General features: G+C 60.2%; 28 protein-coding genes. 7 read left to right on the forward strand and 21 right to left on the reverse strand.

Features of this window, described 5'->3' with window-relative positions:
- Positions 1–119 precede the first annotated feature (119 nt).
- Positions 120–1274, forward strand: a complete 1155-nt coding sequence (locus FGU65_RS08170) for a FecCD family ABC transporter permease (protein WP_301663944.1) — start codon at positions 120–122, stop codon at positions 1272–1274.
- The gene (locus FGU65_RS08175; RefSeq protein WP_301663945.1) at positions 1271–2107 is read left to right on the forward strand and encodes an ABC transporter ATP-binding protein; all 837 of its coding nucleotides are present in this window, start codon (positions 1271–1273) and stop codon (positions 2105–2107) included. The genes FGU65_RS08170 and FGU65_RS08175 overlap by 4 nt, the downstream gene beginning before the upstream one ends.
- A gap of 32 nt (positions 2108–2139) precedes the next feature.
- Here the strand turns inward: FGU65_RS08175 and FGU65_RS08180 are convergent, their stop codons facing one another.
- The 10 genes from FGU65_RS08180 to FGU65_RS15895 form a co-directional block, all read right to left on the reverse strand.
- Positions 2140–2781, reverse strand: a complete 642-nt coding sequence (locus FGU65_RS08180; protein ID WP_301663946.1) for a class I SAM-dependent methyltransferase — start codon at positions 2779–2781, stop codon at positions 2140–2142.
- 9 nt (positions 2782–2790) lie between these two features.
- A complete protein-coding gene (locus FGU65_RS08185; RefSeq protein ID WP_301663947.1) occupies positions 2791–3972 on the reverse strand; it encodes an ABC transporter substrate-binding protein in 1182 nt (393 codons plus the stop codon).
- 142 nt (positions 3973–4114) lie between these two features.
- Positions 4115–4522, reverse strand: coding sequence for an arsenate reductase ArsC (locus FGU65_RS08190; protein WP_301663948.1), 408 nt, complete (start codon positions 4520–4522; stop codon positions 4115–4117).
- Between the two features lie 130 nt (positions 4523–4652).
- Positions 4653–5231 (reverse strand): pyridoxal 5'-phosphate synthase glutaminase subunit PdxT, encoded by a 579-nt coding sequence (pdxT, locus tag FGU65_RS08195; RefSeq protein ID WP_301663949.1) that lies wholly within the window; start codon positions 5229–5231, stop codon positions 4653–4655.
- Positions 5221–6117: a pyridoxal 5'-phosphate synthase lyase subunit PdxS gene (gene pdxS, locus FGU65_RS08200; RefSeq protein WP_301663950.1), complete on the reverse strand. Its 897-nt coding sequence runs from the start codon at positions 6115–6117 to the stop codon at positions 5221–5223. Before pdxS ends, pdxT begins: the two co-directional genes overlap by 11 nt.
- Before the next feature lie 5 nt (positions 6118–6122).
- Positions 6123–7043, reverse strand: coding sequence for an adenosylcobinamide-phosphate synthase CbiB (cbiB, locus tag FGU65_RS08205; RefSeq protein ID WP_301663951.1), 921 nt, complete (start codon positions 7041–7043; stop codon positions 6123–6125).
- Entirely contained in the window at positions 7022–7546 is a 525-nt protein-coding gene (locus FGU65_RS08210; RefSeq protein WP_301663952.1) for a DUF7524 family protein, read from the reverse strand. The genes cbiB and FGU65_RS08210 overlap by 22 nt, the downstream gene beginning before the upstream one ends.
- 16 nt (positions 7547–7562) lie before the next feature.
- On the reverse strand, positions 7563–7742 hold the full coding sequence (locus FGU65_RS08215) for a methytransferase partner Trm112 (protein WP_301663953.1): 180 nt from the start codon (positions 7740–7742) through the stop codon (positions 7563–7565).
- On the reverse strand, positions 7739–8749 hold the full coding sequence (locus FGU65_RS08220) for an adenylosuccinate synthetase (protein WP_301663954.1): 1011 nt from the start codon (positions 8747–8749) through the stop codon (positions 7739–7741). The genes FGU65_RS08215 and FGU65_RS08220 overlap by 4 nt, the downstream gene beginning before the upstream one ends.
- 57 nt (positions 8750–8806) lie before the next feature.
- A complete protein-coding gene (locus FGU65_RS15895; protein ID WP_367652369.1) occupies positions 8807–9064 on the reverse strand; it encodes a DUF4405 domain-containing protein in 258 nt (85 codons plus the stop codon).
- On the opposite strand from FGU65_RS15895, the gene FGU65_RS08225 reads away from it, so the two are divergent.
- Positions 8981–9508, forward strand: coding sequence for a hypothetical protein (locus FGU65_RS08225; RefSeq protein WP_301663955.1), 528 nt, complete (start codon positions 8981–8983; stop codon positions 9506–9508). The genes FGU65_RS15895 and FGU65_RS08225 overlap by 84 nt on opposite strands.
- Before the next feature lie 150 nt (positions 9509–9658).
- Here the strand turns inward: FGU65_RS08225 and FGU65_RS08230 are convergent, their stop codons facing one another.
- Genes FGU65_RS08230 through FGU65_RS08240 form a run of 3 tightly spaced genes read right to left on the reverse strand, consistent with a single transcriptional unit; the run spans position 9659 to position 12605 of the window.
- Positions 9659–10816 (reverse strand): aminotransferase class I/II-fold pyridoxal phosphate-dependent enzyme, encoded by a 1158-nt coding sequence (locus tag FGU65_RS08230; RefSeq protein WP_301663956.1) that lies wholly within the window; start codon positions 10814–10816, stop codon positions 9659–9661.
- Between the two features lie 9 nt (positions 10817–10825).
- Positions 10826–11317, reverse strand: a complete 492-nt coding sequence (locus FGU65_RS08235) for an Lrp/AsnC family transcriptional regulator (RefSeq protein ID WP_301663957.1) — start codon at positions 11315–11317, stop codon at positions 10826–10828.
- 4 nt (positions 11318–11321) lie between these two features.
- Positions 11322–12605, reverse strand: coding sequence for an ORC1-type DNA replication protein (locus FGU65_RS08240; RefSeq protein ID WP_301663958.1), 1284 nt, complete (start codon positions 12603–12605; stop codon positions 11322–11324).
- 530 nt (positions 12606–13135) lie between these two features.
- Here FGU65_RS08240 and FGU65_RS08245 point away from each other — a divergent pair.
- Entirely contained in the window at positions 13136–13624 is a 489-nt protein-coding gene (locus FGU65_RS08245) for a MogA/MoaB family molybdenum cofactor biosynthesis protein (protein WP_301663959.1), read from the forward strand.
- A gap of 10 nt (positions 13625–13634) precedes the next feature.
- Here the strand turns inward: FGU65_RS08245 and cgi121 are convergent, their stop codons facing one another.
- The 6 genes from cgi121 to FGU65_RS08275 form a co-directional block, all read right to left on the reverse strand.
- Positions 13635–14150 (reverse strand): KEOPS complex subunit Cgi121, encoded by a 516-nt coding sequence (gene cgi121 / locus FGU65_RS08250; protein WP_301663960.1) that lies wholly within the window; start codon positions 14148–14150, stop codon positions 13635–13637.
- Between the two features lie 6 nt (positions 14151–14156).
- Positions 14157–16298, reverse strand: a complete 2142-nt coding sequence (locus FGU65_RS08255) for an ATP-dependent DNA helicase (RefSeq protein WP_301663961.1) — start codon at positions 16296–16298, stop codon at positions 14157–14159.
- 124 nt (positions 16299–16422) lie between these two features.
- On the reverse strand, positions 16423–16965 hold the full coding sequence (locus FGU65_RS08260; protein WP_301663962.1) for a KH domain-containing protein: 543 nt from the start codon (positions 16963–16965) through the stop codon (positions 16423–16425).
- Positions 16966–16986: 21 nt separating this feature from the next.
- Positions 16987–17763, reverse strand: coding sequence for a serine protein kinase RIO (locus FGU65_RS08265; protein WP_301663963.1), 777 nt, complete (start codon positions 17761–17763; stop codon positions 16987–16989).
- A gap of 7 nt (positions 17764–17770) precedes the next feature.
- Entirely contained in the window at positions 17771–18715 is a 945-nt protein-coding gene (locus tag FGU65_RS08270; RefSeq protein WP_301663964.1) for a tyrosine--tRNA ligase, read from the reverse strand.
- A gap of 37 nt (positions 18716–18752) precedes the next feature.
- Complete coding sequence (locus tag FGU65_RS08275; protein WP_301663965.1) at positions 18753–19775, reverse strand: type II glyceraldehyde-3-phosphate dehydrogenase; 1023 nt, start codon at positions 19773–19775, stop codon at positions 18753–18755.
- A 171-nt stretch (positions 19776–19946) separates the two neighbouring features.
- On the opposite strand from FGU65_RS08275, the gene FGU65_RS08280 reads away from it, so the two are divergent.
- Together FGU65_RS08280 and FGU65_RS08285 are read left to right on the forward strand one after the other, a co-directional pair.
- Entirely contained in the window at positions 19947–20393 is a 447-nt protein-coding gene (locus FGU65_RS08280; protein WP_301663966.1) for a hypothetical protein, read from the forward strand.
- A 213-nt stretch (positions 20394–20606) separates the two neighbouring features.
- Positions 20607–21191 (forward strand): GNAT family N-acetyltransferase, encoded by a 585-nt coding sequence (locus FGU65_RS08285; protein ID WP_301663967.1) that lies wholly within the window; start codon positions 20607–20609, stop codon positions 21189–21191.
- On the opposite strand, the gene FGU65_RS08290 is transcribed toward FGU65_RS08285, so the two are convergent.
- On the reverse strand, positions 21170–21388 hold the full coding sequence (locus FGU65_RS08290; RefSeq protein WP_301663968.1) for a hypothetical protein: 219 nt from the start codon (positions 21386–21388) through the stop codon (positions 21170–21172). The genes FGU65_RS08285 and FGU65_RS08290 overlap by 22 nt on opposite strands.
- 163 nt (positions 21389–21551) lie before the next feature.
- On the opposite strand from FGU65_RS08290, the gene FGU65_RS08295 reads away from it, so the two are divergent.
- A complete protein-coding gene (locus FGU65_RS08295) occupies positions 21552–22028 on the forward strand; it encodes a DUF5683 domain-containing protein (protein WP_301663969.1) in 477 nt (158 codons plus the stop codon).
- A 244-nt stretch (positions 22029–22272) separates the two neighbouring features.
- Here FGU65_RS08295 and FGU65_RS08300 read toward each other — a convergent pair.
- Positions 22273–22483: hypothetical protein (locus tag FGU65_RS08300; RefSeq protein ID WP_301663970.1), on the reverse strand; the 211-nt coding region annotated here is incomplete at its 5' end.

Genomic DNA, 22483 nt, shown 5'->3' on the forward strand with positions numbered 1-22483 from the left:
GCCTGCAGCTTTTTCACCCGCCTATTAATTTTTATAAATTAACAAAATCGAAGTGTTAAATAAATATCAGAAACAATTGTTACCAGAAGCCTCCCAACGGCTCCGGGAAGGGAACACCCGTGACTGAGGAACAGGAACATCATCGTCATACACCGGGAAACGCGGTCACCGCTCACCGAAGAGCGAACGCAGCTGCGGCGTTCCCAAAAGCCATCTCCATTGAACGGATGCTCTATCTCCTTCCGGTACTTCTCGTCTTTTTCTCGCTCTTCTTCGGGCGCTACATGCTGGATCCCGTAAGCACGCTTGGGATACTGATCGTCGGATCAGCGAACGCCGTTCTTGAAGCGATCTCCGGGACGCTTCCGCTGCTCACCGGCCAGCCGTGCGATCTGCCGATGCTCGAGCAGACCTGGGAGAGTGTCGAGAGCACGGTCATCTTCCAGATCCGGCTGCCGCGGGTGCTCGGGGCACTCCTCGTCGGAGGCGGGCTTTCGGTTGCGGGCGCCTCATTCCAGGGGTTATTCAAAAATCCGCTCGTCTCGCCCGACATCCTGGGGGTTTCATCGGGCGCCGGATTCGGGGCGGCTCTTGCCATTCTCCTGTCGGGAAATCCGCTGATGATACAGCTCAGCGCATTCTGCTTCGGAATTATCGCGGTTGTTGCGACCTACAGCATCAGCCGCGTTTATAAGACGACCTCGACACTCGTGCTCGTCCTCTCGGGGATTGTCGTCGGCGCCCTCTTCTCCGCCTTTCTCTCCCTCCTCAAGTATCTCGCGGATCCGTACGATACGCTGCCGGCGATCGTCTTCTGGCTGATGGGCAGTCTCTCCGCAGTGTCGAACGATGACATCATCGCGGTCGCCCCGCCCATCCTCATCGCGGGTTTCTGCCTCTATGCCATCAGATGGCGGATCAATCTCCTCTCGGTCGGCGAGGAGGAGGCACGTGCTCTCGGTGTCGATACGGAGAGGATGACCGGGGTGATCATCGTCGCCGCCACCGTTATCACCGCTTCGGCGGTCTGTATCAGCGGGATCATCGGCTGGGTCGGGCTTGTCGTCCCGCATGTCGGCAGGATGTTCGTCGGCCCCGATTTCCGGCGGCTCATCCCTACCTCGGCGCTCCTCGGGGCATCGTTCCTGCTGGTCGTCGACGATATCTCACGAACGCTGACCGCCACGGAGATCCCGCTCGGCGTCCTGACGGCGCTCATCGGTGCACCGTTTTTTGCATATCTGCTGACCAAAAAGAAGGTGGGTTGGACATGATCCTGGAGGTCGACAACGCATCGTTCTCCTACGACGGCATAACCCGACAGTTCGACGGCATCACCTTCTCCCTCCGGGAGGGCGAGGTGCTCTCGCTTCTCGGGCGGAACGGAACCGGCAAATCGACGCTGATCAAATGCATCATGAACCTTCTCCGCCTGCAGAACGGGCGCGTATCCCTGAACGGGCAGGATGTTGCCGGAATGCGGCCCGAAGAGATCGCCCGACAGATCGGCTACGTGCCCCAGGTGCATAACACCGTATTCCCGTTTACCGCACTGGACTTTGTCCTGATGGGCAGGGCTCCGCATATTGCAACCTTTGCCGTTCCGAAGGAGGAGGATTATGCAAAGGCGGACGAAGCATTCTCCCGGATCGGGATCACACATCTGCGGGAGAAATCGATCGCCGAGATCTCGGGCGGGGAGTCGCAGATGGTGATGATTGCCCGGGCTCTTGCACAGGAACCGGCAATGCTCATTCTCGACGAACCGACGTCTCACCTCGACTTCGGAAACCAGATGCGGGTGATAACAACGATAGACCGTCTCGCCGCCGGGGGGATCGCCGTGCTGATGAGTACCCACTTTCCGGATCACGGCTTTATGATCTCGCACTCGGTCGCCGTCCTGCAGGGCGGAAGAATGATTGCGTACGGGCGAGCTGAGGACGTGATCACCCGGGAGAACCTGCTCACGGCGTACGGTATCGACGTCTGCGTGCGGTATATCGAGGAAGCAGGGCGCAGGGTCTGCATTCCGCTGCATACCTGCAGCTGCCGCGACGGGAAAGGGGATGCGCGCGCGCCCCTGCGGCAATCAATAGGAGAATAGACGGGTACGCAAAACCGGTTCAAGCCGCCCCGTCACTGCTCCTTCTCCAGCATGATCCAGAAGCCGGAGCCGTCGTTCACGATCCTGTGTGGAACACCAAGTTCCGCAAGTACTCTGCCGATCCGCTCCCGGTTCTCGGGCCCCAGGTTCTTCTCCCGGAACGTCTGCCATTCCGGGTTCTCCCGGATCATCTCCGCGGCAATCGCATCACGGAGGGAGGCGGATCCAAAACCTCCCCCGATGTACGTCCTGCCCCCGGGGGCGAGGATGCGGTATATCTCCGCAAACGCCGGGGGAAGGTCGTCCCAGAAGAAGACGGAGCCCCGGCTGACCACCAGATCGACGGAGGCATCCGGGAGCGGGATGTTGTGTACGTCAGCCTTGAGAAGGGTACAGCGGTCGGAGAATCCGGTCTCCCGGAGATTCTCCGCCGCAACCGAGAGCATGTCCGGGGACGAGTCGAGCAGCGTGATCGCAAGGCCGCTGATCCCGGCAAGAGCGATGGCAAGTGAGCCGGAGCCGCTGCCGATGTCGACGCACCTGCCCCGGGCAATACCGCACCGCTCAAGGATCTGCCCGGCGATCACGGGATAGACCGGGGCAAAGACGGTCTTTGCGATCCTGTCCATGCGCTGTGCGCCTTCCCGGTCGAACCTCGCTGTCCCGTCTGTCATACCAGTTCCTCACGGATGGAGCAGCTGCTCAATCTCGTCGTTTGAAAGGGTCGTGTGCAGGTACATCTCATGGAACTCACGGACCAGGCCTGCAAGATCCATATCCTCGAACCGATCCGGATAGAGGGTCTTTGCGGTCCAGGGAATGCCGATGATCCGGTTGATGCCGGGCGGACGGTCAAACCAGCAGAAGGCCGTCGTCGGGATCATATACACCCGGTGCGTCTGCACGGCCGTGATATCCTGCCAGCGCGGGTCGCTTCCGACCGACTTGTAGAAGACCGGATCGCCGACAAGAATGACCTCCGGGTTCCAGGTGAGAACCTGCTCCATGGAGACCTCGGTTCTGCCGTACCCCGGATTCAGCACGCAGTCGGCAACGTTCTTCCCGCCGCAGAGATCGATCAGTTCCGCGTGCTGCGAACTGGACGGGTCCGTCCAGAGCCCTTCGGGCCCCTCTGCGTAGTAGACCCGCACCCGCTCATCCTCCGGGATTGCGGCGACCCGCTCCGTCACGGTAGCCAGAACGCCGTCATAGAAGGCTATCATCGCGGCGGCGTGCTCTTCCTCGCCGAGCAGGTCGCCGGCGAACCTGATAGGTGCCGCATATCCGGATGCATTCACCGTATCCTCGACCGCGACGACAGGGATGGAGCCCATCTTCTGCTGCCGCTCGGCGACCGTATCATTGACGCTGCCGCCGACATTGAAGCCTTCCAGCACGATATCGGGATGCATCGAGATGAACGTCTCGTAGTTGCCGGTCTGTTTCCCGAACCACCCGCCGACCTCAGGAAGGGAGGCGTAGGGTTCCGGAATATAGCGCTTCGACACTTCCGTAGGCGCGAAATTCCACCCCAGCAGCTTCTCCGGCGCGACCATATAGACAAGCATCGCCGACGGCGGCGATGTGCAGAGGACACTCTCGATCTCCGCCGGAACAACGACTTCGCGCCCCGCCATGTCGGCGATGGTACGGTTGGCGGGTGTTGAAGGCTGCTCCTGCGATGCCGCTATACAGGCCGATGCAAAACATGCGGCACAGATGCCGATGATGAGTAGAATGCCCAGAAGGGACTGTTTTCGTGTGATAGTAATCTCTCCTTTCTTTGATTGCTGCCGGGTCCGGCAGCGTGCACGGCAGGCACGCTTCAGGTCCGAAAACCCGGCGAGGCCACCGGCCTGCCGCATCCGAGGGATACCCGTCGACGGCGGCAGTGGCCCCGGGGCATAATTTTACCTTAACAAAAGTGATTTGTAAAATAATTTAACTATTGCTTATTGAATTTTTAAAGAAGTAAATATAATATATTTAATTCCCCGGCCTCGCACCTCACCGTTCCCCGAACGTCTCGTCGATCCACCCGGTTATCTCGTCACGGATACGCCGGATACCCTCCAGGATCTCGTCGTCGGTGCCGGAGAGCGCAGCCGGATCGGGGAAGCTCCGGTGGATCTCCTCGTTTGCCCAGGGGAAGAACGGGCATACCCCGCCTTCGCACATGGCAACCATGACGTCCATCTCCTGCTCGTCGAACTCGGCGATCTCCTTCGAGCGTTGCCCGGATATATCAATCCCGATCTCGCCCATCGCCCGGACGACGGAAGGGTTGACGGCCGTCGGATCGGTGCCGGCAGAAAAGGCTTCATAGCGATCGGCGTAACAGGCGTTCAGGTACCCCTCCGCCATCTGCGACCGGCCGGCGTTGTGCGTACAGACAAAGAGAACTTTCTGTTTCATAATATCCTCTCCCTCCACCCGGGAGGTCTTAAGGATCACCATTTTCATCAGGTCTCTTCCATAGCCGTTTCGCGGCACGCAAAGCCGGCAGAACAAAACAGTATCGGTAGGATTCCGGGCATCTGCCCGATCAGAGGGAGAGATTCTCGAGGAACAGCCGGTGCAGGCGGAGATCGCCGGCGAGCTCGGGGTGGAAGGAAAAAGCCATATGCCGCCCCTGCCGGACGGCCACAACACCCAGTTCCGTCCGGGCGAGCACCTCAACACCGGCTCCGACGCGGGAAGCGAGCGGCGCCCTGATAAAGATAGCGTGGAACGGCTCATCGAGGCCCGCTATCTCGAGGTACGCCTCGTGGGACTCTGCCTGCCGGCCGAAAGCGTTGCGCTCCACCCCTATGTCCAGAATGCCGAGCGGAGATACCCGGGGATCGTCCACCTCACTCGCCACCAGAACCATCCCGGCACAGGTGGCAAAAATTCCGCCCTCGAACTCGGCGAGCAGGCGGTGCATGCCGTTCTTCTCGATGAGCCGGGATATCGTGGTCGACTCACCTCCGGGGAGCGCGATGGCATCGAGGTCCGCTATCTGCTCCGCTCGCCGAACGGCAACGACCCGCGTCTCCGCTCCCGGCCCGAGCGCCCGCTCGAAGGCCCCGATATGCTCGCTGACGTCGCCCTGAAGGGCCAGCACCCCGATCTTACCAGCCACGTTCCGCAAGCCTCTCGTCGTCGCGCAGGGTCTTCACGTCAAGACCCGGCATCGCCTCCCCGAGCCCGCTGCTCACGTCGGCGAGGACCTTCGGATCAGTGTAGTTGTTGACCGCCTCGACGACCGCCTTCGCCATCCGTTCGGGGCTCCCTGACTTGAAGATCCCGGAGCCGACGAAGACGCCGTCCGCGCCGAGCTGCATCATCAGCGCCGCATCTGCGGGCGTGGCGATGCCGCCTGCGGAGAAGTTCACCACCGGGAGGCGACCGAGCCGGGCGCACTCGGCCACGAGGTCTGCCGGCGCCTCGATCTCACGCGCCCGTGCGATCAGCTCCTGGCTGCTCATGCCCTCAAGCGCCCGGATCTCGCCCATGATCGCACGCATGTGCCGGACAGCCTCGACGACGTTGCCGGTGCCGGCCTCGCCCTTCGTCCGGATCATCGCCGCTCCCTCGTTCACCCGCCGAAGGGCTTCGCCGAGGTTCCGGGCACCGCAGACGAACGGCACGGTGAAGCCCGTCTTATCGACGTGGAACTGCTCGTCCGCCGGCGTCAGCACCTCGCTCTCGTCGATCATATCGACCCCGAGCGCCTCCAGAACCTGCGCCTCGACAAAGTGGCCTATCCTGACCTTCCCCATGACCGGGATGGAGACCGCATCGATGATCTCAAGGATCTTCGTCGGGTCGGCCATGCGGGCGACGCCTCCGGCCTTCCTGATATCTGCCGGGACCCTCTCCAGCGCCATGACGGCGACGGCGCCGGCCTCTTCGGCTATCAACGCCTGCTCCGCGTTCACGACGTCCATAATCACGCCCCCCTTCTGCATGGATGCAAACCCGCGCTTGATCAGCTCGGTGCCGAATCTCAGTTCCTCGAGTTTCATTATTCTCATATATTGCTCGCTGTCCCCAATAAAAATAGTGCGGCGATCAGGAGAACCGCGAAGATACAGGTCGCAGCACGGACGGCGCGGATGATCTCTTCTCCGGCCTCATCGAGCGACCGTTCGGCGTCTCCTATCACATAGGCTCCCGGCTTTTCGAGCCGGATCCCGACCCCTCCCGCTATCGCAGCCATCGGAATGCCGCCGTTGATGCCCGCTCGTCTGCGTGCGTCGCGCCGGAGGATCGTGTACGACTGCCAGAAGCGCCCGTGGAATGCAAAGTAGACGAGCAGGATTGCGCCGCAGATCCGCGCCGGGATGTAGTTGAGGAGATCGTCGAGGCGGGCCGGAAACCAGCCGAGCTGTTCGCGCTCGTCCCGATAGCCGAGCATCGCGTCCATGGTGTTGGCGGCGCGAAAGAAGGCCGCGCCTGCAAGCCCGAAGATGCCGAAGTACACGAGCGGCGAGACGATGCTGTCGACCAGGTTCTCGGTCATCGACTCGTATGCAGCGGAGAGGACGTGCTCCCGGTCGAGGGAGGCGGTGTCACGGCTCACCATCATGCCTGCGGCCCGGCGACCCTGCTCAAGGTCGCTCGCTGCCGCCGCAACAACGACGGCGCGCGTGTGCTCTTCGAGCGCCCGCCAGGCAAAACAGACCTTCAGGAGAAACGGGGCTGCAATCAGGTAGACGAGAGCAGGGGCGTAGACCTGCACCGCGAGGAACGGTGCGGCGAAGAGCAGCGCGGTTCCGAGCCCGGCGAGCAGCCCGACGCCGCGCTGGAGAGCAGCCGGATACCGGGAAGGGACTCCCCACCACCCGATGAAGCGGCCGAGCAGGGCAACCGGATGAAACGGCGAACGGGGGTCACCGATCACCCGGTCGATAAACAGCGAGGCAGCGACTACGAACGCCGCCAGAACCATAGTGCGAGAACCCCGGCAAGCAGTGCGAGGAATGCAGCGTAATTGAGAGTATCGATCTGCAGAACGAGCCAGAGGCCGTACAGCACCAGCGCGGCGCCGACGAGGAGACCTGCCGGGAGGAGTGGGTGCGTCCTGCGCACAGAAGCCTGCAGTTCCGGCTCGGGCATCTTCGGTTCCGGGGGCGGGGCTTCGGGCATCGGGTGGACGACCACCCGCAGCTGCGCCTTTCTCGCACCGTAGCCGGTGATCACGGCAACGTCGAAGAAGCCGGGATAGGCGTCCGGCCGCACGGGGATCGTGAACGTATCACGGTCGACGATGTAGAGGTTGGCGTGGAAAAAATCGGTGAACATCCCGGAGTTCTGGGAAGAGAGTGTCAGGTGCAGGGGAGCGCCGTGATTGATCAGGTTGACGGAGAGATCGCTCCCTGCAGGAACCGTTATCTCGGCAGGTACCTCGATGGAGTTGATGCCTCGCCTGTTCAGGTGGATATCGACCGGCATCGTTACTCGCTCGTCCTCACTCGATCCCGGGGGGGAGGAGGTTCGGAATCCCCGCGCATATCGGATACGACGCGCCGCATGCCTCACACAGGAGACTTCCTTCAAGGATCTCCTCGTCATTCTCTTCCACAACCGTCAGCACGAGTCCGCCCTTGCAGACCGGGCAGCAGAGAATATCAAGAAGGTCCCGTCTCATAGCTCCTTCCTCAGATCGATGATCTGGGACATCTCCGGCCCGGTCGAGATCAGGGTGACCGGCGCGCGAATGTCCTTCTCCGCCTGCGTGATGAAGTCCCGTGCCTTGGCAGTGAGCCTGTCGTACTCGGTGACACCGTAACAGGCAGGGTCGATCCGGTCGATGCCGGTGATCGCCGCCTGGGTGGCGCCGTTGATCATCGCCGAATACCGGGCCATCTCCCCGTCCCAGAGACCGATCCGGCGCTGCCGCCGCGTAACAGTACCGAACTCTTCGATGCCGAGGTCATGGGACTTCTGCATCGTCATCTCGGTGGTAAAGGGGCCTTCGCCCACGCGTGTCGGGTACGCCTTGAAAACGACGATGACGTCGTCGATCCTCGTCGGGCCGACACCGTTGTCGGCGGCGATCTGCGATGCGGATGTATCCTTGCTGGTGACATACGGGTATGTCCCGTAGTAGAGAGAGATACCGAAGCCCTGTGTGCCTTCGAGCAGTACTGTCTCCCCCTTCTCGATGGCGGTATTGACCTCCAGCGGGACATCGGTGATATATTTGGCGAGCTCCGGCACGTCCTTCGCCTGCCGGGAGGTCCGCATCACCCGGTCGGCGTTCGCCGGGCCGCAACCGGTGCCGGTGCTGCCGATCTTGGTCTTGAGATGTTCACTGCCGCGGTCACGCTTGATATGCTCCTCCTCGATGATGCCGCAACGCCCGTCCACGAAGATCCGGTCATCCACGCCGACAAGGTCAACCTCTTTTAAAAACACCCGCGGGTCGACCAGAACGCCGCTGCCGATCATTAGGCGGGCATCCGGGTACACAAAGCCCGACGGCACCATCCGGACTCCGTACTCCGTATCCCCGACGAGGACGGTGTGACCGGCATTCGGTCCGACACCGCCGCGCGAGATGATAGTCGGACTGTCCTCGTGGGCAACGTGTGCAACAATCTTCCCCTTTCCTTCGTCCCCGAAGAATCCGCCGACGATAACTGTACAACTCATTGTTCTATCAAGTAGGATGGAGTGATTCATAGTGATAAAAGCACCGAATGTGCTCGTTTACTCCAGGGCTGCAAAACCGGGAAAACCAGGGAAAAACCAGGTCATTTCCGCTGCTCTGCGATGATAGCAACACCCGTGAGCGCCGAGAAGATTTCGCCCCCTATCGGATGTCCCGCTCGCACGGCTGAAGATGCGCCCGAAGCCTCTCAGGTACCGCCAGCGGAGGAGGAGATGCACGACGACGAACGCCGCAAAGATAAGGCTCGCAGCATTATGCAGATCCTGCCAGCCGCTCCTGGCAATGCCGAGAAAGATGTTGGTCGTAACAACCCCGGCGCCGCCGCGAAAGCCTCCAGCCGGGGGAAGGACGACTCTAGGACCAGTCCCGATACGAAGGAGGGAATGAACGCGATCAGCGCAATGATATCGACGAATGCGTTTACTGCTGCTTTCTGCATCGCTTTTTCCTCGTTTGAATATACCACGCCGGAGTATATGGGGATGGGTGCTCCGGTGCACCTGGCACGAAGAAGATGCGGGACAGACAATATGTACATCTGTTTAGACCCCTTTGTTTCCTGTGGAACTGACGGATCTTTACCATCCCCGCCCATTCTCACGAGTTCCTCTGGCCAACCGGGATCGTTGATGTCCCGAATGTTCCAAAACCATGCGGTCATGCAGAACCGGGAGGATCTTGGGGTAATTGACGTACCGCACACGTATCATCGGATCGGAGCGCCCCTGATCCCGGCATGAAAAAAATCGCCGAATAAATCACCATCTCCACTGGAAATAAAGGGGTTCTCCGACCTCCGTTCGTCGGACAAAGATTAATTTGCAGGTTCCATCGGCAGAAAGAAGCTATAAAAAAGCTTCTCATTGAGAATAGAGAGGTTTTAAGAGATTTCAGGTTTTCAGCCCGCAGAGGAACGCTTCCATACGCTCGAGCGCTGTTTTCAGATCCGCACGGGAGACGGCGTAGGCACACCGGACGTGCCCGGGTCCGCCGAGAACGCTGCCCGGTACAACCGCAACGTGCTGCTCCCGGAGGAGAGACTCGGCAAACTCCGGATCTGTCATCCCCGTACTCTCCACCGAGGGGAAGGCATAGAATGCACCCTTGGGAACATGGCAGGTGAGCCCGAGCCGGTTCAGGCCGTCCACAAAGAGATTTCTCCGGACGTGGTACTCCCGCACCATTGCATTCATCTCGGCAGCGCCGTTCCGGAGCGCCTCGTACGCAGCAATCTGGGCCATGACCGGAGCGCAGAGGGCAACGTACTGGTGGATCTTCAACGCCGCGGTCGTTATCTGCGGCGGTGCGCAGAGGTACCCGATCCGCCAGCCGGTCATGGCAAATGCCTTTGAAAACCCGTTCAGGGTAATCGTCCGCTCCGCAAGGTCGGGAAGCGATGCCGGCGAGAAGTGCTGCCCGTCGTAGGTGAGCTCGGCGTAGACCTCATCGCTGATCAGGAGGAGGTCATGATCGACGATCACGTCCGCAACCGCCCGGTAATCTGCCTCGCTCATGGTGCCGCCCGTAGGGTTGTTCGGGAAGTTGGCGATGACCACCTTCGACCTACCGGTGATCCGCTCCATCAGCGCATCTGCAGTCAGCCGAAATTCGGTCTCTGCCGTGCAGGGGACCGGGACCGGCGTGCCGCCGGCAAGGGTGACGCACGGGGAATACGAGACATAGCACGGCTCGGCAACCAGCACCTCGTCACCGGCATCCACAACGGAGCGGATGGCGATATCCACCGCCTCTGAAACCCCGTTCGTAACGATGATCTCACTCTCGGGGTCGTAGGGCGTGTGAAACCGCGCATCAAGATACCGGGAGATCGCGGCCCTAAGCTGAGGCGTGCCTTTGTTCGAGGTGTAGTTCGTAACGCCCTGCTCGATGGAGTAGATGCTCGCCTCGCAGATGTTCCAGGGGGTGCAAAAGTCGGGTTCACCGACCCCGAGCGAGATGACGTCGTCCATTGTCAGGGCAATGTCGAAGAACTTCCGGATGCCTGACGGAGGGATGACGCGGGCTCGCTCAGAGATAAAATCCCTCATTTCGTCGCCTCAGAACGAATATGGGAGGCGTTCCACCTCATCGTGTTCAGCAAGGATGGTGCCGTTCTCCTTGTAGGATTTCATGGTGATGTGCGTCGCCGTCTCCCGGATACTGTCCATGGGAGCGATCTGTTCGGAGACAAACCGGGCAATCTCATGCATGCTCCCGCCGACGACGAGGAGCTGGAGGTCGTATGCGCCGGTCATCAGCCGAAGCGACCGCACCTGCCGGAACCGGGCGATCCTGTCCGCAATCCGGTCGTAGCCGTAGTCCCGTTCCGGCGACACCTTCAGCTCGATAACGGCGGTAACCAGACCGTCACCTGCCCGTTCCCAGTCGACAAATGCAGCGTATTTCCGGATCGCGCCCAGTTCCTCAAGCTTCCTGATGCGTTCCTCGACCTCGCGCTCATCACATTCCGCCATCACCGCAAGTTCACCGAGCGGGATGCGGCAGTTCTCCTCCAGCTCGCGGAGGAGCAGACGATCTGTTTCATCCATGAAATCACCTGAACATTGCTTTCAAACGATTGCTGTCGATCTCTTTCAGCCGCTGATCCGAGAGACGCGGATCGCGGTGGACGACCTCCTCGATCTTGCTGGTGGCGGCGTCGAACCACATCTCCTTGGTCCGGCCGTACCGGCCGCGCGAGACAACCCGCGTGTTGATGACGCCGAGCATATTCAGCTCCGAGATGAGATCGGTGATCCGCCGGTGCGTCAGAACATCGAGATCGAGGATCCGTGCGATCTCCCGGTACACCATCGTGACCTCGCCGCTCGTGAAGATCCTTTTGCCCATCTGCTCAAGGATCAGCATCGCGTAGAGGACGGCCTTGCTCTGGGTCGGGAGGGTTGAGACACACTCCACCATGCTGTCCGTCTCGATCTTCTCCTGGGCAAGTTTGACGTGCCGTTCCGTCACCAGCGTAGCATTCTCACGATCCGAAAGTTCCCCCGACACCCGGAGAAGGTCCAGCGCCCGGCGGGCGTCACCGTGCTCCTGCGCCGCGAGCGCGGCACAGAGGGGAATGACCGTTTCGTCGAGGGCACCTTCCGCAAACGCTATGTCGGCACGCTGCTGCAGGATATCGCAGAGTTGCGGGGCATTGTAGGGTGGGAAGACGATCTCCTCCTCAGAGAGCGACGAGAGCACCCGGGGATCGAGGAAGTCGGTGAACCGAAGATCGTTCGAGATGCCGATGATGCTGACCTTGGCCTCCTTGAGGTCGGAGTTGATCCGGGTGAGATTATACAGTGTATCGTCCCCGCTCTTCTTGACGAGTTTGTCGATCTCGTCGAGAACGATCACCATGACACCGCCGCTCGCCTCAAGCTGGTTTTTGAGTTCCATGTACACCTGGTCGGTCGGCCATCCGGTCATCGGGATGTGCGTCCTCGTGGTATCGCTCGGATGGTCGTCGTGATCTTCGAGGCAGTTTGCAATCTGCGCCAGCACCCGGTACTGGGTGTCGATCACTTCACAGTTGAGGTGGACGATGCGGCAACGTGTCCCGGTGACGCCGCTTGCGCTCTCGAGCTCGAGACCGACATACCTGACAGATGCCGTCTTCCCGGTTCCGGTCTTCCCATATATCAGAATATTGGAGGGTGTTTCGTTGTTCAGCGCCGGCGCAAGAATAGATGCGATCTCATCGATCTGCGGTTTTCGGTGAGGGAGAACATGTGGCCGGTAGCTGTGCCTGAGTACTTCGCGATTCTTAAATATCCTTTTATTAGTGAGATATTTCTTGAATAAGCCCATAGAGTTGGTTTCATCGTCCGACATAGTGTCACCGGGGGAGTATGGCCAGGACGTGATCGTTTTGAGTCGCTGCCAGATAAGCTGTTCGTTTTCAGGTTAGATAACCCCTTCGTTTCCAGTGGAACAATGGAGATGTCAGACAAACTCCGATACGTGAGAAAGCTTTCGTACCCGGCAGGATATGAGAATCTTTTGATGAGGCCCGATCGTCGAGCTCCCCCACCCCTTTGTTTCCAGTGGAGTGTGATGATGATACAGATCTCTGATTATCAAAAATGAATGATGATGATAACAGTCATGTGTACCTCTCTTTCTCATACTATAAAAAATAAACGAAGGTGCGTACGATCAAAACTGCGATCGCGATCGGTCCTGATCCGATCGAGGCGTACCGACCGGATCGCGTCTGGAGAGCCAGAAACACGGACAAACAATTCAGGGTGGATGCGGAGGATCGAATCTCCAGTGGAAATAAAGGGGTGGGGGAATTCTCGGTATTTTGTCCTGGAAGATCGGAAAGTAAAATGCTGTTACCCGGAGTACCAGATTGGTATATGGACAGAAACCATCATAAACCACTTCATGTCACTGCTGCCGTCATAACCGTCTCGACGACACGCACTGAAGAAACGGATGTCAGCGGCTGTATTATTAAGGATCTCCTCGAGAAGGCCGAGATCGAGATCATGCATTATGCGGTCATTCCCGACGATATGGAGCGGATACGATCCGAAGTTTACACTGCTCTTGGGGAAGCGTCCTGTATCATCGTGACGGGAGGTACCGGTCTTACCAGCGATGACTGCACCATCGAAGCGATCACACCGCTTCTTGAAAAGAAGATGGACGGATTCGGAGAGCTCTTCCGCTTGAAGAGTTACGAGGAGATCGGAACCGCTGCCATCCTGTCCCGGGCAGCAGCCGGCATCATCGGCGGTCGGGCGGTCTTCTGCATTCCCGGTTCATCAAAGGCAGTCACTCTTGCCACCCGCGAGATCATCATCCCTGAGATCCGGCACATTCTTACGCACGCTTCTCAGTAGCGGTTCCGTACTACCGGTAGACCTCGAGAAGAGCAACCCGCTCAAGAACGAGGTCCTGGATCCGGCCTCTTCCGACCACCGCGAGTTCTTCCGGGGTGATCCCGAAGATCTCCTGTAGACGTTTTGCCTTGTCCGGGTCGATCGTCTCCCAGTCTTCGTCGACGAACTGAAGAACCGTCGCGAGCTCGTCGCGAGCTCCCCCGGAAGGCGGGCAGATGCCGACATAGAGCCGGTTCTCCCCGGTGCGGATCCCGTAGTTTGCAGCGAGGAGGCACTGCCTGGTTCCGGCGGCATAGAGCAGCGCCTCCATCTCGAACGAGTTCGCGATCGGTGTTCCTTCGGAGTACGATCGCCATGCATGCCGGAGCGCCGATCGCACATGCTCCTCGCCGGCCATCCGATCGGCGTCAAAGAGGATGATATGCGTCCCATACTTTTCGGCGATCGCGCGTACCTGCTGCAGGAACGAGACCTTTTCGCTGATATCGGTTCGGGCCTGGTACAGTTCACATCTGATATCGTCCATCGTTCATCACCCGAAATGGAAGAGGGTCGACTGCTGCTGCCCCGCGTCTGCGGCGATCTCGTCGCGCTCCCCTTCCAGCTGCTCGAAGATCTGAGCAGCGATCCCGGATCCGAGAACGCGGCCAATCTTCTCGACACCTGCCTCCCGGATGGCGTCGAGACTGCAGAAACCGTTGTTAAAGAGCCTGCGGGCACGGACCCGGCCGATCCCGCGGAGCCTGACGATCGGCAGGAGCTCCTTTCTGATACCGTGCTTCATCCGCAGCTCCATATCCTCGATGGGGCGGGCGAGGTCCGGCGCGAACATCCGCGCCAGGTGTCGGCTGGCGTGGATGAGCCAGTTCACGCTCTCCACCATCGCATACACGTCGCCGGGCCCAACGCCGTAGCGTTCGCAGATAGTCTCCTCGCCGACCTCATCCGCCCAGTCTGCAAGGAGCATCGCAGTCTTCAAGCTCCGCTCGAAATCTTCGCTTGCGTGCCAGGGGATATCGGTCCAGAGATCCTCCGCGTGTTCGGCGATGAACCGGTCGAGGTAGTAGGCGTCGTTTTTGCGCACGTACAGCGTCGGCATGTCGGGCGTCGTGCAGAGGAGCTGCAGAAAACCGATATCGCTGTACTCCTCCACCTCGGAGATCGTCGTTGCGATCGTCTCGGCGCTCCGCGGATCCAGGTAGAGCCTGGAGACGAGCGACCCGTACTCGGTCGGCTCGATCCACTCCCCGACCTCGAGGATCATCTCGCTCTCCCGCAGAAACTCGAGCACCCGCTGCACCACCCGCTTGAGCGCGGCCGTGCTTCCCTTCGATGCCGCGTAGAACGTCCGCTCCATGAACGCCGTCAACTCTGCGTGCTCCCGGGCGAACCCGGTGGCGATAAGGGAGAGGATGTGCGATGCGATCACCGCTTCGTTTGCGCACTGGCTCCGGACATCCTCGGCGGGTGCGTCGATGTAGCAGTCGAAGAGTTCGTCGATCATATCCTCGCCTTTGGCGATCAGCACGGCCTCGCCGTAGGGGTCGAGATGCGGGCGCCCGGCCCTGCCGGCCATCTGCCGGTACTCGCGCACCGGGATCGGTGCCATGCCGTCACCGGCACTGTAGCGGAGGTAGTCGCGGATGATCACCCGCCGGGCGGGCAGGTTCAGGCCCGCCGCCAGGGTCGGGGTGGATGAGATCACTTTGATATGCCCGTCCCGGAACCCCTGCTCGACGATCCGGCGCTCCTCCTTCTTGAGGCCGGCGTGGTGGAAGGCGGCGCCCTGCGCGACACAGGCGGCGAGCGTTTTTTCGGTATTGGTATCGGCTTTCGCCCGGATCCGCTCGGCAAACTCCAGCAACTCGGGATTATCCAGCTTCAGGCCGGCGGCTGCCCGTTTTGCAAACGCCTCCGCGTTCTTGCGGGAGCTGACGAAGACCAGGCACTGGCCTCCCTCGCCGACCGTGTCCAGGCAGAGGTCGAGGTCTTCGTGTTTCGTCCGGTGCTCCACCGGTCGGTCGGAGTCAGGGAAGTGGATGCACCCGTGGTGATAGACGCCCTCGCGGAGATCGACCGGCCGCCACTCGCTCTCCACGAGACCCGCGTCCATCCAGTCCGCGAGCTCCTGCGGGTTGCCGATGGTTGCGGAGAGGGCGATCACCTGCATGGCAGGGTTTTTGTAGCGGAGTTTTGCGATCACCATCTCGAGCGTCGCTCCTCGGTCGGGTGAGTCGATGAGGTGCACCTCGTCGAGGACGAGGAGACTGATCTCGGCAAGCCAGGGAGTCCGGTTCCGGAGGAGTGAGTCCACCTTCTCGCTCGTCGCCACGATGATGTCGTTTCTCCCAAGGTAGTCGTCCCTGCGGTCGAAGTCTCCGGTGGCGATACCGACCCTGACGCCTTTTCCTGAAAAATCGTCGTACTTTTCACTGGCGAGCGCCCGAAGCGGGACGATGTAGAGGCATTTCCCCCTATTCCCGATATGGTGGTGCATCGCCATCTCGGCGACGAGCGTCTTGCCGCTTGCCGTCGGAATGGCGATGAGGAGGTTTTTGCCGTCGAAGAGCCCTTTCTCGACGCATTCTGCCTGCGGGGGGTAGAGGGTGGCGATCCCCTTCTCAGCATAGCATGCCGCAAGGGCGGGGGAGATCGGGATATCGGCTATCTGCATGCAAACCCCTTCATTTCCACTGCACGTGGCCGTCTTTCTGGTTGTCATGGTTATGGGTGACCGGGATCCCGAACCGGTTCCTGAAGAATGGCGGTTGTGGTATCACCGGGCAGCTGGTCTCGCATCAGTAGTAGTATTCCAGCATATCCTGCTTCGCTTCTTTCTTCTTCTTATCGAGGAAGGAATAGACGTGCTCGTGCGGAACGCCCTGGATGAGCATCTCGACGGCACTCCTCGCGGTTTTGATATTCTCGGGAAGGCCGATGAGCGCCACCGTCTTGCCGTGCACCGAGATGCCGGTGCTCGTCATATCCTCTATCTGGGCGCGTGACGCCCCGGCTTTTCCGATGATCCGGCCGCGGAGCCGCTCCATCTGGCGGGTCGAACCGGCGAGATCGGAGAGGTCGATGATGTCGAGCATCATGTCTTCGTCCTCGAGAAGCCGGAACGCCCGTTCCGGTGAAAATCCCCTGTTGATCGCCCGGACAATCTCTACGGCGGAGAGCATGGCGACCGGATCGTCGGCCTCGACGGCAACAATACCCTCTTCACTGTCGATCCGGATGGAGACCTCTGTCTTCTCTTCGATCTCGCGCTTGGTGGAGCCGGCCTTGCCGATAAGCGCTCCGAGCCTGTTTGCTGTAACTTTTATCTCCTGTGTTGCCATTGTCACAACCTTCTTCGTGTGTTACGGTTCCCGGCGGGCGGCGCCCAGGATCTCCTGCATAATCTCCTGTTCATCCTGCACATCACAGTACCGGGAGAAAAACCTGTTGATATTTTTAACATCCCGGAAGAGGAATGCAGCAGCCCGCGGGTGATCCAGGCCGACCGCCTGACCCATATCGATGATATACGGCCTCTCCGCGTAGAGGATATTGTATTCTGAGAGATCGGCGTGCACCAGCCGTGCAACCGCAAAAAGGGTCTTCATATATCCGAGAATCTCGCGGTATGTCGCCGCCGGGTCGTCGATCTCCGCAACCCGGAGTTGCGGATAGGGAATCTCGTCCTCTCCGAGGAACTCCATGAGCAGGATATTCCGGTCGAACGCCAGCGGTTCGGGGACCGGAATCCCGGCATCGTGCGCCCGCATCAGGTTGCTGTACTCCTTCTTCGTCCAGGCGAAGATGATCTCTTTGCGCGACCCCCTGATGCTCGAAAACCTTCGGTCGCCCATCAAGTACTCGCCCATTGCCTTGAAGTTTGCAGTCTGGATCCGATAGATCTTGATCGCGATGCCCCGGTCGTCCTCTTCGCCATAGAAGACGTTCGCCTCCTTCCCGGTGCTGATGGATCCCCCGATGGCGGATATCAGCTTCTTGTGGACGAGTTTGTAGAGGGCGATGAGGGTGACCTCGTCAAAGACGTCTCCCCTGACCTTGACCTGGTCGGCGTCCTTGATCCGGACACCCATCTCCGCGATCTCGCGATCGAACTTCTCCTGCATATCTTCACGGCTCATTGTCCCCTCACTCGTTCATGGCGGCGTGTGCGTCGGCAAAGATCTTCGCCAGGTAGCGGGCGGCCGTCTTCTTCAGGTCGAGCGGATGGATCTCACCGGCGGCGTATGCCTGCTCGATCGCTTCGTAGGTTGGAAACTCCCGGTCACCGCCGAACTTCTCGGGCCGCTGTACGACCACGGTCTCGATGCGCGGGAAGACGTGGTAGCGGAGCACCTGGAGCACCGGGTTCTCCTCGATCTCGGGCGGGCAGAACGCTTTTTTCAGCTTCCGCTCGATCTCCTCTGCGGAGTCTGCGACCGAGATGACGTTGCCGGCCGAGGAGGACATCTTCTTGCCGTCGAGGCCGTTGATGATCGGGGTGTGAATGCAGACCGGCGCCGGGTAGCCGATGGAGGTGAGGTGTTCGCGTGCCAGCATATGGATCTTTCGCTGGTCGATCCCGCCGACCGCAGCTTCGACTCCCAGGGTGGCGATATCCACCATCTGCATGATGGGGTAGACCATCTGCGAGACCGACGGGTGCTCCATCTGCCGACCGACCTCGTCCATGCTCCGTCGGGCGCGGTTGACGGTGATCTCCTGCGAGAGCTCGAGCACCTGCAGTTCGTACTCGGGCGTCAGCTGCACGTCGGAACCGAGGACGTAGTTCACGCCGGAGAGGCCGAGTGCCTCGAAGCAACGGCGGTTGTACTCTGCGAGATCGCGGATCTCGTCCATCGTCCCTTTCCGGTTGAGGAATGCATGGAGGTCGGCGATCAGGATGGTCACCTCAAACCCCGCCTCCTGCAGGTCCATCAGTTTGTTGACGGTGACGAGATGCCCGAGATGAATCTCACCGCTCGGTTCGTAGCCTGCATAGACCCGCTTTACAGGCCGGTCAAGGAGGGACCGCAGTTCGGCCTCGGTGACGACCTCTACTGTATTCCTTGTTGCCAGTGAATAGGGATCCATTAAAAATAGTGGGCTTGATGGGGTGTTAATGCTTCGTCTAGATAGCCACGAACCCGAGTGCCTCGTTGGTCATCCGGATGGATTCGTCGGGATCGTTCACGGTTCCCATCAGGGCGCGGATCGCGTCGATGTTCTCGGGGATGACGTCCGCCTCCTGGTGGATCGCCTGGAAGCAGTAGAACTCTTTTCCGTCGAGCACCGAGACGGAATCCTCGAATACGCCGTTCTCCCAGAGGTCGGTTCTCGGCCGGCCGAGGTCCTGGGTGTACTCGCGGAGCTGTGCGTTGCTCGTGATCTTCGTCGCCTTGGTCACGAGGCCGATGCGGTTGTGGCTCCTGAAGACCTCCAGCACCGCGTCCCGGGTCGTCTCCTTCTTCAGGTCCGCCTGGACGGTGTGCATGTGCATGAAGGTCGTCGGGACGATCATCGCCAGGGTGACGATGTTGATGTGCGGGAGCACGGTCCTGACGTCGGGGCCGTGGTGGCTCGGGATAGTCACCGGATTTAAGACGATGGCATCGATTGGTCCGCGCTTGATGTCGTTCGGGTCGCCGCCGCGGCGGACCATCACCGCCCGGACCTTCTCGACGCCGAATGCCTGGTCGAGCGCGTGGATGACGCGGACGAGGCCGGTGGTGTTGCAGGAGACGACGCGGGCGGATTGTTTGCCGATGGCTTCCTTGTAGTTCGCGTGGGCGTTGAAGGAGATCTCAGCGACGTCTGCGTCCTCGCCGCCCTGGAAGATAGCCTTCTTCTTGTAGAGCTCGTAGATCGGCCTGTTCTTCGCCCCGACACCGCCCGGCGTGGCGTCGACGACGATGTCGGCCTTCTTGATCATCTCCTCGACGTCGCCGGCGACCGGGATACCCGCCTTCTCAAAGGACTCACGCTTTTCGATGTCGGCTATGTAGAGAGGAAACCCACGCTCCTTTGCAATGTATGCCTCTGCACTGACACTGGTCTTGGATACCCCGATCACTTCCATATCGGGCTGAGCGGCGACTGCATCGGCCACCCTTTTTCCGATGGTGCCGTACCCGTTGATGGCTACTTTGATCATGTATGATGGAATACAGAACAAAACCTGATAAAGGTTGCTGAAAATACCTTTGGGAACTCTGCAATTTGAAGTGAATCAGATTTAAAGCCTTTTTGGCGGGTGTTAACCGATATAATCGGGTCTCAGACCGGGAAAACCGCTACATGCATTCCGGATCAACGGATGAATGGTATGGCCGCACGATTGATACTGCCTGGTGTTCTCGCTCTCTGTGTTGCGGTGGCGGCACTGGCGGCCGGATGCACCGGACCGCAGGTCCCGCCCACCGGCCATGCTGCACCGACCGAGCAGCCGGTTCAGGTCCCGACAGGGGAAGCCGGCCCGTTCTCCGAGAAAGCTTTCGCCGGCGAGGACCGGGTCATCGTCCGCTACGCCCCGCAGAGCGATGAGCCGACCACGTACCACGTCTCGTACGAGGTTCCCAGGAACAGCATCACCAGCCAGCGGGCTAAGGGCCGGCTCTACGAAAATATCGCAAAAACCAATCCAATCACCGTTGCCATCGCCCGGGACCCGGGTGAGACGGTTGCGATCGATGCCACGATACGGTACGCCAATGGCACGGTTGTCTGGGAGAGCAGCGCCGCCTGCGGGTCGGTCGTCATTCAGGAACGGTAGGGAGACGTATCTGGGAGCATGCCTTCGGCAGTGATGATATACAGGAACAGGATCGTATGCGGCTGCCGATGCTCGCGGTCTGATCGTCCGTGGGGTTTATCTGCAGGAAGTAGCCATGGAGATGTGCTCCATGTCGTCGCATCTCGTGGAGAAACGGGAAGAACTATGATCGAGAGACCGTACCGGAATGGAAGATGTCGAGGAGACCCGTGTATGAACGTTCAGCCCACACTTGCGACAGCGCGGCTGCTCCTCCGGCCGATGACGTTTGCCGATGCTCCGGAGGTGCAGCGTCTTGCGGGTGAGTATGCTATCGCGGCGAACGCCCTCGACATTCCCTATCCCTACCCCCCAGGTGCGGCTGAGGCATGGATAGCCGGGCACGAGGAGGGATTTTTACTCGGGGAGATCGCGGTCTTTGGCGTTGTACTGGCCGGTGAAGACAGGCTCATCGGTGCGATCGGGCTCATGCACATTGACCGGCGGCACCAGCGCGGCGAGCTTGGCTACTGGATCGGGAAGCCCTACTGGAATCGGGGATATGCTACCGAGGCCGCATCGGCGATCATTGCATATGGGTTTGCGGGCCTTGGGCTGAACCGTATCTACGCCACCCATTTTATCCGCAACCCGGCGTCGGGGAGGGTGCTTGAGAAGTGCGGGCTGGTCTGTGAAGGCCGCCTCCGCCAGCATGTGAAGAAATGGGAAGTTTTTGAGGATGTAGCGATATACGGCATCGTCCGGGAGGACTACCGTGCCCGGGGCGGTGCCCCGGATCAGCGGTTCCGCCGGACATAGACAGCGTAACCCCGCTTTCCTCCTTCCGTATGGGTCGGGGCGACCCTGACCTCACTGCCCCGGGCCTCCAGCAGGTGTGCGTAACTGCGTGCAGCCTGCTGTGTCGGAAAAAGCCGTTCGGCATAGAAGGGTTCGCCGTCGAAGAGTCGCCGCTGCCGGATCTTTGTCCAGGACGCCTCACCTCTCCGCATGTCCATGCTGATGTACTCGCTCGATCATGCGCAATAAGCCTTTATCTTTTCATCCTGGAGATCTCCCGGCCGCTCACCCTCCGTGTCCCATCCGGACGGCACCGAGGGAGTGGGGCATGGGTAAATGCTATATACTCTCATCAATATTTCAGGGTCGAGAGGTGAGGTGATGGCAAAGGTCTGTGAGACGTGCGGAGAGCCGCTCCGGTCGGAGGGGGTCGAGTACTGCCAGAGCTGCGGGGCGAGCGTTCCGGGCAGTTATCTGCGGAGGGATAAGAATCCCTGGACGGCGCTCTTCCTCTCGGTCTTCTTCGACGGTGCCGGGCAGGTCTACAACGGCCAGCTCGCAAAAGGGCTTGCCATCCTCTTCGGGACGATCGCCGGGCTCTTTCTCTTCGTCGTGCCCGGGGTGGTCGTCTGGCTCTACGGCATCTATGATGCCTACAGGACGGCGACGCGAATGAATGCCGGCGCAGTGACGTTCCGGGAGCTGCGGCGGCGGGATATGGTCATCTTCATTGCGATCTGGCTTGTTGCGTTCATGCTGCTCTTCATCTTTGTGACATCGCTCGGGAACGCCCTTCTCGGCCTGCCGCAGCAGGGTTTTCCGCTGACGGGGGAGCCGTCCCTTCTGCAGGAGCCGTGAGAGGACGCCCCCTTCCCGTCCTGAATAAAGGACGGATCAGGGCTCTTTTTTGATGGTACCAGACGTTTCAGACGGCGGATCTGGATGTTGAGAACAGCCTGAGCATCTTGCCCTGCTCCCTGAAGCGCGGCAGGATCGCGAAAGTGATTTTTCCCATGGATTCCACCCGGATTCCGGGTACATAAGCGGTGCCTGACGCGTTGTGCGCAGGAAAACCCTGTGTGAAAAAGAGGTGTTTTTCGGGTTACCGCTTCATCAAAAAGAATGCGGCGGCCGCGACGGCGATGACGGCGATCACAGCGATGAGAACGGCGAGCATCGGGAGTTCTTCTGCGCCCGTTTCTGCCGGGGCGGTGGTCGGGACGCCGGTCGCTGCTGTGGTGGGAACAGCCCCGGCCGCTTCGGTGAAGAGGAGGGCGTAGACGCTGAAGTGCGTGATCCGGGCGGTCACGGTT

This window comes from Methanoculleus frigidifontis, from assembly GCF_030464345.1.
Lineage (GTDB): Archaea > Halobacteriota > Methanomicrobia > Methanomicrobiales > Methanoculleaceae > Methanoculleus_A > Methanoculleus_A frigidifontis.

Bases quoted from the DNA above. Each gene is read 5' to 3' on its own strand.
- FGU65_RS08280 (WP_301663966.1), top strand. From the start codon at position 19,947: ATGGCCGCACGATTGATACTGCCTGGTGTTCTCGCTCTCTGTGTTGCG.
- FGU65_RS08220 (WP_301663954.1), bottom strand. From the start codon at position 8,749: ATGAGTTGTACAGTTATCGTCGGCGGATTCTTCGGGGACGAAGGAAAG.
- FGU65_RS08295 (WP_301663969.1), top strand. From the start codon at position 21,552: ATGGCAAAGGTCTGTGAGACGTGCGGAGAGCCGCTCCGGTCGGAGGGG.
- FGU65_RS08290 (WP_301663968.1), bottom strand. From the start codon at position 21,388: ATGGACATGCGGAGAGGTGAGGCGTCCTGGACAAAGATCCGGCAGCGG.
- FGU65_RS08175 (WP_301663945.1), top strand. From the start codon at position 1,271: ATGATCCTGGAGGTCGACAACGCATCGTTCTCCTACGACGGCATAACC.
- FGU65_RS08270 (WP_301663964.1), bottom strand. From the start codon at position 18,715: ATGGATCCCTATTCACTGGCAACAAGGAATACAGTAGAGGTCGTCACC.
- FGU65_RS08180 (WP_301663946.1), bottom strand. From the start codon at position 2,781: ATGACAGACGGGACAGCGAGGTTCGACCGGGAAGGCGCACAGCGCATG.
- cgi121 (WP_301663960.1), bottom strand. From the start codon at position 14,150: ATGGACGATATCAGATGTGAACTGTACCAGGCCCGAACCGATATCAGC.
- FGU65_RS08235 (WP_301663957.1), bottom strand. From the start codon at position 11,317: ATGGATGAAACAGATCGTCTGCTCCTCCGCGAGCTGGAGGAGAACTGC.
- FGU65_RS08185 (WP_301663947.1), bottom strand. From the start codon at position 3,972: ATGCGGCAGGCCGGTGGCCTCGCCGGGTTTTCGGACCTGAAGCGTGCC.
- FGU65_RS08225 (WP_301663955.1), top strand. From the start codon at position 8,981: ATGCACGACGACGAACGCCGCAAAGATAAGGCTCGCAGCATTATGCAG.
- FGU65_RS08190 (WP_301663948.1), bottom strand. From the start codon at position 4,522: ATGAAACAGAAAGTTCTCTTTGTCTGTACGCACAACGCCGGCCGGTCG.
- FGU65_RS08245 (WP_301663959.1), top strand. From the start codon at position 13,136: ATGGACAGAAACCATCATAAACCACTTCATGTCACTGCTGCCGTCATA.
- pdxS (WP_301663950.1), bottom strand. From the start codon at position 6,117: ATGAAACTCGAGGAACTGAGATTCGGCACCGAGCTGATCAAGCGCGGG.
- FGU65_RS08215 (WP_301663953.1), bottom strand. From the start codon at position 7,742: ATGAGACGGGACCTTCTTGATATTCTCTGCTGCCCGGTCTGCAAGGGC.
- FGU65_RS08285 (WP_301663967.1), top strand. From the start codon at position 20,607: ATGAACGTTCAGCCCACACTTGCGACAGCGCGGCTGCTCCTCCGGCCG.
- FGU65_RS08230 (WP_301663956.1), bottom strand. From the start codon at position 10,816: ATGAGGGATTTTATCTCTGAGCGAGCCCGCGTCATCCCTCCGTCAGGC.
- cbiB (WP_301663951.1), bottom strand. From the start codon at position 7,043: ATGGTTCTGGCGGCGTTCGTAGTCGCTGCCTCGCTGTTTATCGACCGG.
- FGU65_RS08240 (WP_301663958.1), bottom strand. From the start codon at position 12,605: ATGTCGGACGATGAAACCAACTCTATGGGCTTATTCAAGAAATATCTC.
- FGU65_RS08275 (WP_301663965.1), bottom strand. From the start codon at position 19,775: ATGATCAAAGTAGCCATCAACGGGTACGGCACCATCGGAAAAAGGGTG.
- FGU65_RS08210 (WP_301663952.1), bottom strand. From the start codon at position 7,546: ATGCCGGTCGATATCCACCTGAACAGGCGAGGCATCAACTCCATCGAG.
- FGU65_RS08265 (WP_301663963.1), bottom strand. From the start codon at position 17,763: ATGAGCCGTGAAGATATGCAGGAGAAGTTCGATCGCGAGATCGCGGAG.
- FGU65_RS08255 (WP_301663961.1), bottom strand. From the start codon at position 16,298: ATGCAGATAGCCGATATCCCGATCTCCCCCGCCCTTGCGGCATGCTAT.
- FGU65_RS08260 (WP_301663962.1), bottom strand. From the start codon at position 16,965: ATGGCAACACAGGAGATAAAAGTTACAGCAAACAGGCTCGGAGCGCTT.